This is a genomic window from Pleomorphomonas sp. NRK KF1, assembly GCF_023721755.1.
In the GTDB taxonomy this organism is placed as follows: domain Bacteria; phylum Pseudomonadota; class Alphaproteobacteria; order Rhizobiales; family Pleomorphomonadaceae; genus Pleomorphomonas.
In genome coordinates, this window is record NZ_JAMDLH010000001.1 from 762,310 (window position 1) to 774,203 (window position 11,894).

Annotated in this window: 12 protein-coding genes and 1 pseudogene; 2 read left to right on the forward strand and 11 right to left on the reverse strand. The window is 63.2% G+C overall.

Annotated elements, in window-relative coordinates; all coding sequences use genetic code 11:
* Positions 1 to 7 precede the first annotated feature (7 nt).
* The 4 genes and pseudogenes from M4J39_RS23015 to M4J39_RS03555 form a co-directional block, all read right to left on the reverse strand.
* Complete coding sequence (locus M4J39_RS23015) at positions 8 to 535, reverse strand: flagellin (RefSeq protein WP_371875392.1); 528 nt, start codon at positions 533 to 535, stop codon at positions 8 to 10.
* Positions 527 to 1,318, reverse strand: a pseudogene (locus M4J39_RS23020) (flagellin); the annotation flags it as partial. The gene M4J39_RS23015 and the pseudogene M4J39_RS23020, both read right to left, overlap by 9 nt.
* 146 nt (positions 1,319 to 1,464) lie before the next feature.
* Positions 1,465 to 2,118, reverse strand: a complete 654-nt coding sequence (locus M4J39_RS03550) for a sigma-70 family RNA polymerase sigma factor (protein WP_251726412.1) — start codon at positions 2,116 to 2,118, stop codon at positions 1,465 to 1,467.
* A 537-nt stretch (positions 2,119 to 2,655) separates the two neighbouring features.
* Positions 2,656 to 3,108, reverse strand: coding sequence for an NUDIX domain-containing protein (locus M4J39_RS03555; RefSeq protein ID WP_251726413.1), 453 nt, complete (start codon positions 3,106 to 3,108; stop codon positions 2,656 to 2,658).
* A 129-nt stretch (positions 3,109 to 3,237) separates the two neighbouring features.
* Between M4J39_RS03555 and M4J39_RS03560 the strand changes: the two genes are divergently transcribed.
* On the forward strand, positions 3,238 to 3,864 hold the full coding sequence (locus M4J39_RS03560; protein WP_371875377.1) for an isochorismatase family protein: 627 nt from the start codon (positions 3,238 to 3,240) through the stop codon (positions 3,862 to 3,864).
* Between the two features lie 2 nt (positions 3,865 to 3,866).
* Here the strand turns inward: M4J39_RS03560 and M4J39_RS03565 are convergent, their stop codons facing one another.
* The 7 genes from M4J39_RS03565 to M4J39_RS03595 form a co-directional block, all read right to left on the reverse strand.
* The gene (locus tag M4J39_RS03565) at positions 3,867 to 5,015 is read right to left on the reverse strand and encodes a M20 aminoacylase family protein (RefSeq protein WP_251726414.1); all 1,149 of its coding nucleotides are present in this window, start codon (positions 5,013 to 5,015) and stop codon (positions 3,867 to 3,869) included.
* Between the two features lie 4 nt (positions 5,016 to 5,019).
* The gene (locus tag M4J39_RS03570; RefSeq protein WP_251726415.1) at positions 5,020 to 5,733 is read right to left on the reverse strand and encodes an ABC transporter permease; all 714 of its coding nucleotides are present in this window, start codon (positions 5,731 to 5,733) and stop codon (positions 5,020 to 5,022) included.
* Entirely contained in the window at positions 5,733 to 6,446 is a 714-nt protein-coding gene (locus tag M4J39_RS03575; RefSeq protein ID WP_251726416.1) for an ABC transporter permease, read from the reverse strand. Before M4J39_RS03575 ends, M4J39_RS03570 begins: the two co-directional genes overlap by 1 nt.
* A gap of 66 nt (positions 6,447 to 6,512) precedes the next feature.
* Positions 6,513 to 7,313 carry a transporter substrate-binding domain-containing protein gene (locus tag M4J39_RS03580; RefSeq protein ID WP_251726417.1) on the reverse strand — a complete coding sequence of 267 codons (801 nt, stop codon included), beginning with the start codon at positions 7,311 to 7,313 and terminating at the stop codon, positions 6,513 to 6,515.
* Between the two features lie 49 nt (positions 7,314 to 7,362).
* Positions 7,363 to 8,157 carry a dimethylarginine dimethylaminohydrolase family protein gene (locus M4J39_RS03585; protein ID WP_251726418.1) on the reverse strand — a complete coding sequence of 265 codons (795 nt, stop codon included), beginning with the start codon at positions 8,155 to 8,157 and terminating at the stop codon, positions 7,363 to 7,365.
* A 160-nt stretch (positions 8,158 to 8,317) separates the two neighbouring features.
* A complete protein-coding gene (locus M4J39_RS03590; protein ID WP_251726419.1) occupies positions 8,318 to 9,097 on the reverse strand; it encodes an ABC transporter substrate-binding protein in 780 nt (259 codons plus the stop codon).
* Positions 9,098 to 9,219: 122 nt separating this feature from the next.
* Positions 9,220 to 10,428 (reverse strand): ROK family transcriptional regulator, encoded by a 1,209-nt coding sequence (locus M4J39_RS03595; RefSeq protein WP_251726420.1) that lies wholly within the window; start codon positions 10,426 to 10,428, stop codon positions 9,220 to 9,222.
* 219 nt (positions 10,429 to 10,647) lie between these two features.
* Between M4J39_RS03595 and M4J39_RS03600 the strand changes: the two genes are divergently transcribed.
* The gene (locus M4J39_RS03600) at positions 10,648 to 11,886 is read left to right on the forward strand and encodes an extracellular solute-binding protein (protein ID WP_251726421.1); all 1,239 of its coding nucleotides are present in this window, start codon (positions 10,648 to 10,650) and stop codon (positions 11,884 to 11,886) included.
* Positions 11,887 to 11,894: the final 8 nt, after the last annotated feature.

Sequence of the window (11,894 nt, forward strand, 5' to 3'; positions counted from 1 at the left end):
CCGAAGCTTACTGAAGCAGCTTCAGGAGATTCTGCGTCATGTCGTTGGCCGAGGAGGCGGCGGCAACGGCCGCCTGCACCTTCACCTCCGCCGACGCGAGCTTGGCTTCCTCGGAGGCGACATCGACGTCGGTGATCGCGGAGTTGGCGGCCGACAGGTTTTCGATGGAGGTCGCGATCGACTCCGAAGAGAACTCGAAGCGGCTTTCCTGGGCGCCGATGCTGGCCCGGGCAGCCGACACCTTGTCGATGGCGGCGTCGATGGCTTCCAGGGCGGTGGTGGCATTGTCCTGCGTGGTGACGTCGATGTTGGACGTACCGGACCCCACCGTCGAGATCGTCGACTGCGACGAGTCGGAGGTGAAGCCGAGCGCCTTCAGCACACCGTCCGCGTCGGCGGCAACCGTTCCGTCGGCATCAGCATCGAAGGTCGTGCCGGTGGTGGCGGTCGTGTTGACTCCGATGGACAGGGCGCTGGAAGAGCCGGTCGCCTCGGACGAGTTGGAGACGGTGAGCGTGCCGTTGCTGTAGGACATCGACACATTGGCTGCCGTCAGCGCCGCCGTCGTCGTCGTATCGGTGGTCAGGAAATCGCCGATCTCTTCGCCAGTCAGCACGCCATCGCCGTCGGTATCCGCCGAGGCACCGAGCGTGACATCGACCGACGTTGCGGTACCGGAATCGTCGGTCGAACCGATGGTCAGCACGATCTGGGTCGCGCTTGTGCCCTGGCCGATACCGATGGAGACACTGGAGAGGTCGGCCGTGATGTCGTTCGCCGCCGAGGTGGAGAGATCGAGAGCGGAGGACGTCAGCTCGTCGATGGACACCTTGATGGTGTCATCGGCCGACGAACCGACGACAATCTCGGTGCCGCCCGCCGTGGTGTCGAAATCGGAGGTGCCGTCGAGCAGGCTCTCGCCGTTGAACCGGGTGCCGGTGGCGATGGTGTCGATCTGCTCGATCAGTTCCTGGAACTCGGCGTCGATGTAGGTCCGCTCGCTGTCGGTGACGGTACCCGAAGCCGACTGGGTGGCCAGCGTCTTCATGCGCTCGAGAATGTCGGAAATGTTGGAGGCGCCACCGTCGGCGGTCTGCAGCACCGAGACGGCCTGCGTGGCATTGGTCGCCGCCTGGTTCAGCGTGGCGATGTCGGACGAAATGCGCGTCGAAATGGCGAGACCGGCGGCATCGTCGGCGGCCTGGGTTATGCGCGAACCGGACGCGAGCTTGGACAGCGATGCGGACTGATCGGCGGCGTTGATGTTGAGGTAACGGACGGCGGAGTTGGCGGCGGTGTTCGTGGAAATGACGGGCATGGCGCTCTGTTCCTCATCGGTGGATGACGTCCCGTCCCGCTGGGGAGGACGTCGGCGCGAGGCGTCATCGCCCCTCGCTTCGTGTCTTCAACGGATGAGCGGGAGCCAACCCGGCGCTTTTTGTTCCTCGGGCCGTGATTTTATGGTTAATTTTGGGTAAACGACTGACGAATATCATCTTCTGCCCGCGCGAGATGCTTGCGAAGCTGCTGCCGTCCGCGCTTGAGAAGGGACTCGACGGCCATCACCGTCGTTTCCATCACCTCTGCGATCTCGGCGTTCGACATGGCCTCGTGATAGCTGAGAATGACGGCGACGCGCTGCTGGTCCGGCAGGCGGGACAGTGCCGCTTCCAGGAGACTGGTCATGGACGCGCGATGGAGCCGCGTCAGCGCGTCCTCGCTGTCGTCGGCCACCTCCGGGGCTGTTTCGATGTCATCCATGGCCGGCTTGCGCCTGAGATCGATGCACCGGTTGGTGATCACCCGATAGAGCCAGGTGGAGAACTTGGCTCGCCCGATCTCCATCCGCTTCCGATGCGTCCAGAGCTTGAGGAAGCTGTCCTGGACCACGTCCTCGGCATCGTCGGAGTTCTTGAGAATACGCAGCGCCAGCGCGAAACCGCGATCGGCATGGCGCTCCACCAGGAGAGCGAACGCTTCGCGGTCATCGGCCGCGATGCGCTCGAGAAGAAGATCATCCTCACTGCGAGCCGATGTCGCCGGATCGCCCTTCGCCAAGGCCCGAGCCACGAACGGTAACGGAGCCGTAGCGCCAAACGAACTTGCTGCAGCCATCATCGCACACCCCTACCCCTACACATCACCCGGTTGAAACGCCCCTCTTGAACTTTGTACGAAGCAACAGAGAAATTCAGGCGCACAAAAAACGAGAATTCGTGGAGAATTATAAGTATAGGCAAATGCTTCCTATCGATTACGGCAAGTTATTCCGCAAGGAAAAAACTGCCGGGTAGCTATTGCCTACTACCAACACCACAGAAACCCGGTTTTCCGTCCTTTCCCCACAAGATCGCTTTCAAAATGCAATTGAGGCCAGCATCAACGCCGTCTTCGGAGACAGACGCTGCAAGCCCCATGCTATTTTTCTGATTTTTATCAGTTTTTACAATAAGTTACATACCGTTGCAGTCGGCAACGAACACAGGCAGATCTTGCCCATGACGAGGCCGCAGGCGCCATCCTGGAAAGGATGACGGCGCAACCATGCGAGACGGATGCCCGCAAAACGAACTGGGAACTTCTCGCCGGGTCAGCCGGCAAGAACGCGCCTGGAGCGCTCGCGGGCCAGGTTGTGAGATAATCTGACCGGCAGAGTTAGGCTCTGAATGACTGGAGAATGAAGGCAAGCCCCGGCTCGTCGACGACGATGGCGGCATCCTCGCGGCTCATCCATTTCCGCTGCCGCTCCTGACGCTCGGGCCAGTCGGCAAGGTTCTCCGTAACCTCAAGGCTGTAGACGTCCACGTCGACCAGCGTGAAACAGTCCTCGAGGCGCTTCCAGTACCGATAGCTGCCGATGGGTGCCTTGGACGGCGTCCCGATCACGCCGGCCTCTTCCATCGCTTCGATCGCCGCCGCCTTGCGGTCGCTCTTGCCCTTCATGCGCCATCCCTTGGGGATCAGTGGACGATGCGTTTCGCGCGAGGAGACGAGCAGCACCGACACGTCGCCATCCGCCGTCCGCCGGAACGGCAGGGCTGCGACCTGATGCTGAACTTTCTCCTTGGCGATTGCCTTGCCCATGATTTCCCAATGACGAATGCGCACGAGCCGTCACCGACTCATTCTTAGTCAACTAGATTATCGTCAGAAAGTTTCCAGTCCGTAGAGAAACGAGACCACGAGCAAGACCGCTCCTACGCATTTCGTCTGGTGTGAGGCACATTGGTCATTTCAATGCCGGTCATCGACACGCCGCAATTGCCCGTACACTGTCCTTTTCGTCAATCTCAGTTGCGGAGGGAAACTCCGACCATGTCATTTACATCTATCGACGCGCTCACCGCTCTTATCGTCATTGATCTACAGAAAGGTATTGCCAAACTGCCGCCGCAAGATCTGGCGGTGCCGGCAATCGGCAACGCCGTCAGGCTGATCGAAGCATTTCGTGCGCTTGGACAACCAGTTGTTCTGGTCAACGTTCTCGGCGGTGCGCCGGGTCGAACCGACAGGAAGCCGAGCGGCGACCGACCGGACGACTGGGCGGAACTGCTTCCCGAACTCGGCCAAGCGCCCGATGATATTCGCGTCAGCAAGAAGACCTGGGGCGCTTTCACCGGCACCGACCTCGATGAGCGCCTGCGTGATCTCGGCGTCACCGGTGTCGTCGTTTGCGGAATCGCCACCAGCCGTGGCGTGGAATCGACGGCCCGCTTTGCCCACGAGCTTGGGTACAACGTTGCCCTGCCCGTCGACGCCATGGCCGACGCCAATCCGGAGGCGCACAAGCGCAGCGTCGAACTGACGTTCCCGTGGATTGCCGAAACCGGCACCACCGACGAACTGATCGCCTTGCTGAAGTAAAATCAGGCGAAGAAACGCCGCGCCAGCGCATGCAGGAAGACGGGGCCGCGTTCGAGCAGTGCATCGTTGAAGTCGTAGCGGCTGTTGTGCAGCCCCGCGCTGTCGCCGTTGCCGAGGAACAGATAGGCGCCCTTCACCTTCTCCAGCATAAAGGCGAAATCCTCGCTGCCCATCATCGGTCGGTCGAGCGGCTCGAAGGCGTCATCGCCGAAGGTATCGCGGATCACCCCAGCCGCCAGACCGACCGCGGCGGCGTCATTCATGGTGACCGGGTATCCGACCTGCCAGTCGATGCGCACCTCGGCGCCGAAGCTCTCCGCCTGGAGACGGGCGATGTCCTCGAACCGCCGGCAAAGCTTGGATCGCACATCGGGATCGGTGGCGCGCAGGCTGATCTCCAGCACCGCCTCGTCGGGAATGACATTGCAGGCCGAACCGGCATGGAAGGCGCCGACGGTGATGACGCCGGCCTCCTGCGGCGGCACGTTGCGCGATACCGCCGTCTGCAGCGCCATGACGATGCTGGACGCAGCCACGATCGGATCGACCGTATCCTCAGGGCGAGCGCCATGACCGCCGGTTCCCCGCACCGTCAGCGTCGCCGCGTCGATCGCCGCCATCATGGCGCCAGGACGAGCGGAGAAGCGACCGGTTGCAAGGCCGGGGTAGTTGTGAAGCGCGAAGACCGCCTCGCACGGGAAGCGCTCGAACAGCCCCTCTTCGATCATGCGCGCGGCGCCACCGGCCGTTTCCTCGGCCGGTTGGAAGATGAAATGCACCTTGCCCCGAAAGTCGTCGTCGTGCAGAAGGCGGAAGGCGGCGCCGATCAGCATCGTCGTGTGGCCGTCGTGACCACAGGCATGCATCATGCCCGGTATCCGGCTCGCATAGACTGCACCCGTCTCCTCGACGATCGGCAGACCGTCCATGTCGGCTCTGAGGCCTATCGCCCTATCGCCGCCCCGGTCGAGCGTCGCCACGAACCCAGTGGCGGCAAGACCGCGCGTCACGGTCAGCCCCCAGCCTTCCATGAGGTCGGCGACGAGGGCGGAGGTTTGCCTCTCCTCGTAACCGGTCTCCGGCATCTGGTGCAGGCGGCGGCGAATGTCGACAAGCTCCGGCAAAAAAGCCTGGAAGACGGATTCGTCCATGGTATCAGCCCTGTTGCGGTCGCGCCGGCTGGCGATAGAGCGTCATGCGACGCTCGACCTCGGCCATGACACGCGTCAACACGACGACCACGGCGAAATAAAGAAGTCCGGCGGCGATCAACGGCTCGAAGATCAGCAGCGACTGGCGCTGCAACATGCGCGCCGTGCCCATCATTTCCATGATGGTGATGGTCGAAGCGAGCGACGTCGACTTCAGGAGAATGATGACGTCGGAGGTCAGCACCGGCAGGCAGAGCCGCAGCGCCTGGGGCAGCGTGACGCGCCTGAGGATCGTGAAGGGGCGCATGCCCACCGCCACTGCGGCCTCCGTCTGCCCCTTGGGCACGGCGAGGATGGCGCCGCGGATCACCTCGGCATTGTAGGCGGCCTGGTTGAGCGACAATGCGAACACCGCGTACCACAGGCCGTCGCGCAGATAGGGCCACAGGAAGGAATGGCGGATGAAGGTACCCGGCAGCACCTGCCCCAGCCCGTAATAGATCAGATAGAGCTGAACCAGAAGCGGCGTGCCGCGAAAGGCGAAGGTAAATGCCTTGGCCGGCCAGGCCGACGTCCGTCGGCCGTAGACCATGGCCACCGCGACGAGAGTGCCCATCAGCAGGCCGAAGACGACGCCGGTCACCGTCAGGAACAGCGTCAGAGGCATGGCCGCAATGAGCGGCGGCAAGAACGAGACGACGTGAGCGATCGATTCCATCAGCGGTAGCCCCGCGAGAAACGCCGCTCGATGCGGGAAATCGCCCAGACGGACACCGCCGTGATCATCAGGAACAGCACGGCGGTGATGCCGTAGAAGAAGATGTACTGGCGCGTGCCGGCCGCCGCCCGATAACCGACGTAGAGAAGATCGTTGAAGGCGCCGAGAACCGAGATGATGGCGCTTTCCTTGGTCATCTCCAGCCAGAGATTGCCCATGCCGGGAATGGCGTGGCGGATCATCTGCGGCGCGACGATGCGGACGAGGATGAGCCCCCGATGCATGCCGAGCGCCAGCCCCGCCTCGATCTGCCCCAAGGGAACCGCAAGATAGGCGGCGCGCAGCACTTCGGCCATGAAGGCACCGGACACGAAGGCCAGCGCCACCACGGCCGCCCAGAACGGACTGACCTGGAAGGAGTCGTCGGCAAGGCCAAACCCCTTCACCAGCCGCTCGATGCCCGACGCGATGGAGAAGTAGAGAAGCAGGATGACGAGGAGTTCCGGCAGGGCCCGCACCACGGTGGTGTAGACGCCGGCAATGAAGCGAACGGCGCGCCAGGACGACTGCTTGCCAATGGCGCAGACGGCGCCGAACACCAGGGCGATCAGGTAGGCCGATATCGACACCTTGAGCGTGGTGACGATGCCCCAGAAGAGATCGTCGCTCCAGCCAGTGTCACCCCAGCTGAGCAGTGAAAGAGTTCCGTCCATCGCGTCATCCGAAAGAAAAACCACCGCCGGACCTCTAGGGGAACCGGCGGCGGCGGAACCTGGGGCTTACTTCGCCCCGTCGACCCAGTGGGCAATGCTCTTGTCGAGCGTGCCGTCGGCCTTGATCGAGGCGAGCGCGTCGTCGACCTTCTTCAGAGTGGCCGCGTCGCCCTTCTTGACGACGTAGCCGACACCTTCGCCGAGCACCTTGTTCTCCGGCGCGGCGGCCTTGATGTCGAAGTCGGCGCCCTGCGGCGTCGCCAGGAAGGTGTGAAGGTAGAGATCGGGCGACAGCACGAAGTCGATGCGGCCGGCGGCAAGATCGGCCATCGAGTTGTCAGCGGTGTCGTAGGCCTTCACCTCGACTTCAGGATAGTACTTGAGCACATACTGGTGCTGCACGGTCGACGCCTGCACGCCCAGGATCTTGCCCTCGAAGGCCTTGGGATCGAGGATCTTGCTGCCATCGGGGGCATCGACCGTCCCGATCGTGACCTCTTCCGACTTCGGGCCGACCAGCGAGGTGCCCTCGGTGTAGTAGGAGGCGCTGAAGTCAACCGTCTCGCGACGTTCGTCGGTGATCGAGAAGGCGCCGACGGCCACGTCGAGCTTGTTCTCCTTGAGCGCCGGCAGCAGGCCGTCGAAGGCCATGGCGGAGATCTCGCACTTCACCTGCATGCGCTCGCAGAGGGCATTGGTGATATCGGCCTCGATGCCTTCCCACTCGCCGGCGGCGTTGACCTGGCCGAACGGCAGATAGGGCTCCGGCGTCATGCCGATCCTGATCACGTCCTCGGCGAAAGCCGGGAGGGCCACCGACGAGGCGACGGCAAGCGCCAGCGCCGTTTTCACAACGATATTGGACATTTGGGACGTTCCCCTTTTCTTCGACATCAAATGTTTTGACTGCCCCGCCTCAACCGCGCCGCCAGCGCAGCGACATGCACGAGAGGCCGGCGTCGATCTTGCCGATTTCCGTGGTCTTGAGCGGCACCACCTTGTAGCCGCTGGCGGCCAGAAGCTCGGCAGTACGCGGGTAGTCGGAGCCGACGAACACCACGTCATTGACGCGCAGCGCGTTGGCGGCCGCCTCCTCGCCTTCGGGGACCAGAAGCGTCTTGAACCCCTTGAACACACCCGAGCGTTCGAGACGCGCGGTGGTCAGCACCGTCTCCTCGTCGAGAAGCGAACAGTCGGTCTTGAAATGCAGCACGTCCTTGGGCGTCTCGACGATCTCGCCCTTGCGGCCGAGCTTGACGAGGCACTCGATCAGCGCTTCGGCGCCTTCGCGGTTTGTGCGGGCGGACAGGCCGATCATGACGCTTTTCTGCGTCGTCAGCACGTCGCCACCATCGGCAAAGCCGCGCGGCAGATCGAGCACGGTCGAAAACATCCGCTTCAGTACCGGCGCGATCTCGGCCGTTTCGCCAGCGCGCGTCGGGGCGCCGGGTCGGAGCAGGATGGCGCCTTCCGGGAACACCAGAGCCGGATCCTCGACGAAAATGGAATCGGGGAAGGCTTCGAGCGGTGGCAAAACCGTCACCTCGACGCCGGCTTGGCTCACCGCATGGATATAGGCGGCATGCTCGGCGAGAACGCCCGCATGGGTGGGGTTGCCGCGATCATCGGCGCGGAGGCCGTTCACCACCGACGGCGACGGCGTGCGGACGATGAAGGAATCGAAACGATAGACGGGAAGAGTGCTGGCCATTCGGACACCTTGATGGAAAGCGCTGTCATAGACGAACCGTCCGTCAAGGTGCAACAACCGTAAGGGGCATTGTCCTTCGTGAGAAGACGGATACCGGCCGGATGGAAGTCCGGCCGGCCACGGAACTGGCGGAGACGGCAGATAAGCCGTCCCCGATGTCTCACTTCAGCGAGTAGAGGTTGATCTTGAAATACTTGTCGTTGATCGTCTTGTAGGTACCGTCGGCGACCACTTCGTCGATGGCCTTGTTGATGGCTTCCTTGAGCGCCCCATCCTCCTTGCGGACGGCAATGCCGACGCCCTCGCCGACGAAGGTGGGATCGGTGATCGGCTCGCCGCTGAGCTTGCAGCAGACGCCTGCCTCCTTGCCCACCCAGTCGAACATCGGCAGGAAGTCGCCGACCTGCAGGTCGAGTCGGCCGGCCGCGAGGTCGAGATTGGCTTCGTCCTGCGTGGGATAGGTCTTCAGCGTGGCGCTCGGATAGGTCTTCTCGATGTACTCGGCCTGCGTGGTGCCAGCCTGAGCACCGATGATCTTGCCCGACAGCGCCGCGTCGGAGAACTCGGTGATGTCGCTGTCCTTGGGCACGACGTGGGTCATCGCCGCCTTGTAGTAGGGCTTGGTGAAGTCGACGACCTTCTTGCGCTCCTCGGTGATGAACATCGAGGCGATGATCATGTCGTATTTCTTGGCAAGCAGCGCCGGAATGATTCCATCCCAATCCTGCGCCACCACCTCGCACTTGACCTTCATCTTCTCGCAGAGGGCGAGACCGATCTCGACGTCGAAGCCCTTGATGGAGCCGTCGGTGTCCACATAGTTGAAGGGCGGATAGGCGCCCTCGGTGCCGATCTTCAGCGTCTCTTCGGCATGGACGGTGACGGCCGAGACAGCGAGCAGCGCGGCGGCAGCGAGCCCGCGAATGGTGCGTTTGGTCATTTTGTCGTTCCCCTGGTACGGCTTGGGCCGGTTTTTCTCTTTGCCCATGGCGCTGAAAGATTAGCTGCAAACCGCACGGGATGACAATTCTCTGTCAGGAAATTTGTTGGCCTTTCGCGCCATCATTCTCCCTGCCGCTTCAGGATCGCCGAAAAACTGGGATCGAAGGCACGGCGGATGGGATCGGCGGCGGCGCCGATCGCCACTGCCCAGGGGTCGGTCATGCCCAGACGCAATCGGGGGACGGAGCGACCGGTCACCGCCACCAGGGACGGACGCAGCGGTTCGATCGCGGCAATCAGCCGATGCATCAGCGAGCCGGGAACGCCGCTCGACAGGATCACCGTCTGCGGGTCGAACAACGTCTCGGCGGTGTGGACGGCCAGCCTCAGGTCGTGTCCCGCCCGTTCGATCCAGTCGACGACGCGCTGGTCCCCCGCAAGGACGAGCCTTTCCAGCTTGTCGAACTGCTGCGGATCGGCCGGATCGATATCGACCAGCGCATAGAGCGAAGCGATGGACGCGCGATGTTCCAGCGGCACGAGGTTGTCCGGCTTGCCGAACAGCACCATGCCGATCTCGCCGGCGTTGCCGTTGGCGCCACTGTAGAGACCGCCGCCGAGGATCAGTCCGGCGCCGATACCGTAGCCGACGTAGATGCAGACGACGTGGTCCAGGCCGTGCGCGGCTCCGACCATGCGCTCGGCCGTGGCGCAGGCCGCCGCGTCGTTCTGCAGGCTGACCGCAAGGCCGGTGCCGGCCGCCAGCCGCTCCACCAATGGGAAGCTCTGCCAGGCCTGCATCAGCCACAAGCTGTCGTCGGCGATCTCGACGCCAAACGGGCCGGGCATGGCCACGCCGATGCCGGCGATGCGCGCCTCGGCCTCCGGCCGTCCAGCCGCAAACTTGCCCCTCACCTCGGCCAGCAGATCAAGCAGGACCTCAACGCCCTCCTCCGGTGCGCGCGGCGGCACCTTGGCGGTGGCGCGGGCCAGAATGTTGCCGACGAGATCCACGACGATGGCTCGGCTGACGTGGCGATCGATCTGCAGGCCGATGGAATAGGCGCCATCGGCAACCAGTCGATAGGGCGTTGACGGTTGCCCTCGCCCCTTGCGGACCAGTTCCTCGGAGGCGACGAGGCCTTCGTTCTCCAGCGTCTCGACGAGATTGGACACCGCCTGCTTGGTCAGTCCCGTGGCTCGGGCAAGGTCGGCGCGCGACAGCGCACCATTCACCCGGAGCGCGTCGATGATGACGCGCCGGTTATGAGCGCTTGTCCCCTCGATATTGGCGCCGCTCTTGGCGCGGATCGGCCGCTGTTCGTTCATGCCCATTTCCGTCTTGACAGCAGTTGATATTTCGCCCACGAATAAGTCAAGCAATTTGACTTAATAAGGAACCGCAGAGTTCCGGGGAACGCTAGTCCGCTCGAGAAGCGTGACGACGCTCCATGCCAGAGGTCCTTCGGGACCACCAGACGACCGGTCGTGGCGGCACTGTGCCGCCGCGATCCCTTCCGCGTAGTCACCGACCAAAGGGAGCCCACAATGAACAGGTTTTTCGGCAGGACACTCCTCTCCGCGACGCTTCTGACGGCGCCGCTTTCCCTTCCGGCTTTCGCCGAGACCCAGATCAACGCGCTGTTCATGGCCCAGGCCGCCTATAGCGAGGCCGACGTTCGCGCCATGACAGAGGCCTTCACCAAGGCCAATCCCGATATCAAGGTCAATCTGGAGTTCGTGCCCTACGAAGGCCTGCACGACAAGACCGTGCTCGCCCAGGGCGCCGGCAACGCCTATGACGTCGTGCTGTTCGACGTGATCTGGCCGGCCGAGTTCGCCGCCAACAACGTGCTCGTCGACGTCAGCTCCAAGATCACCGACGAGATGAAGGCCGGCGTTCTGCCCGGCGCCTGGACCACCGTCAAGTATGACGAGAAGTTCTATGGCATGCCCTGGATTCTCGACACCAAGTACCTGTTCTACAACAAGGAAATCCTCGAGAAGGCCGGCATTGCCAACCCGCCCAAGACCTGGGAGGAACTGGCCGCCGACGCCAAGATCATCAAGGACAAGGGCATCCTCGCCTCGCCGATCGCCTGGAGCTGGGCGCAGGCGGAAGCCGCCATCTGCGACTACACCACGCTGGTCAGCGCCTTCGGCGGCGACTTCCTGAAGGATGGCAAGCCCGCCTTCCAGTCGGGCGGCGGCCTCGACGCCCTGAAGTACATGGTCGACAGCTACACCTCCGGCATCACCAACCCGAACTCCAAGGAGTTCCTGGAGGAAGACGTCCGCAAGGTGTTCGAGAATGGCGACGCCGCGTTCGCCCTCAACTGGACCTACATGTACAACATGGCCAACGATCCGAAGGACTCGAAGGTCGCCGGCAAGATCGGTGTCGTGCCGGCGCCGGGCGTTGCCGGCAAGAGCGAGGCATCGGCTGTCAACGGTTCGATGGGCCTAGGAATCACTACCGCCAGCAAGCATCAGGACGAGGCCTGGAAGTACATCGTCTTCATGACCTCGCAGGCGACGCAGAACGCTTACGCCAAGCTCAGCCTGCCGATCTGGGCCTCTTCCTACGAGGATCCGGCCGTCACGGAGGGCCAGGAAGAGCTGATCGCCGCCGCCAAGACTGGCCTCGCCGTCATGTACCCGCGCCCGACCACGCCGAAGTATCAGGAAATCTCCGTCGCCCTTCAGCAGGCGATCCAGGAGGCCCTGCTCGGCCAGTCGAGCCCCGAGGACGCGCTGAAGACCGCCGCCGAGAACAGCGGCCTCTGAGCGAATAA

What these genes read in the sequence shown, in the direction of transcription:
- M4J39_RS23015 (WP_371875392.1), bottom strand. Translation starts at nt 535, where the DNA reads ATGTCCTACAGCAACGGCACGCTCACCGTCTCCAACTCGTCCGAGGCG.
- M4J39_RS03550 (WP_251726412.1), bottom strand. Translation starts at nt 2,118, where the DNA reads ATGATGGCTGCAGCAAGTTCGTTTGGCGCTACGGCTCCGTTACCGTTC.
- M4J39_RS03560 (WP_371875377.1), top strand. Translation starts at nt 3,238, where the DNA reads ATGCCGGTCATCGACACGCCGCAATTGCCCGTACACTGTCCTTTTCGT.
- M4J39_RS03565 (WP_251726414.1), bottom strand. Translation starts at nt 5,015, where the DNA reads ATGGACGAATCCGTCTTCCAGGCTTTTTTGCCGGAGCTTGTCGACATT.
- M4J39_RS03570 (WP_251726415.1), bottom strand. Translation starts at nt 5,733, where the DNA reads ATGGAATCGATCGCTCACGTCGTCTCGTTCTTGCCGCCGCTCATTGCG.
- M4J39_RS03575 (WP_251726416.1), bottom strand. Translation starts at nt 6,446, where the DNA reads ATGGACGGAACTCTTTCACTGCTCAGCTGGGGTGACACTGGCTGGAGC.
- M4J39_RS03580 (WP_251726417.1), bottom strand. Translation starts at nt 7,313, where the DNA reads ATGTCCAATATCGTTGTGAAAACGGCGCTGGCGCTTGCCGTCGCCTCG.
- M4J39_RS03585 (WP_251726418.1), bottom strand. Translation starts at nt 8,157, where the DNA reads ATGGCCAGCACTCTTCCCGTCTATCGTTTCGATTCCTTCATCGTCCGC.
- M4J39_RS03590 (WP_251726419.1), bottom strand. Translation starts at nt 9,097, where the DNA reads ATGACCAAACGCACCATTCGCGGGCTCGCTGCCGCCGCGCTGCTCGCT.
- M4J39_RS03595 (WP_251726420.1), bottom strand. Translation starts at nt 10,428, where the DNA reads ATGAACGAACAGCGGCCGATCCGCGCCAAGAGCGGCGCCAATATCGAG.
- M4J39_RS03600 (WP_251726421.1), top strand. Translation starts at nt 10,648, where the DNA reads ATGAACAGGTTTTTCGGCAGGACACTCCTCTCCGCGACGCTTCTGACG.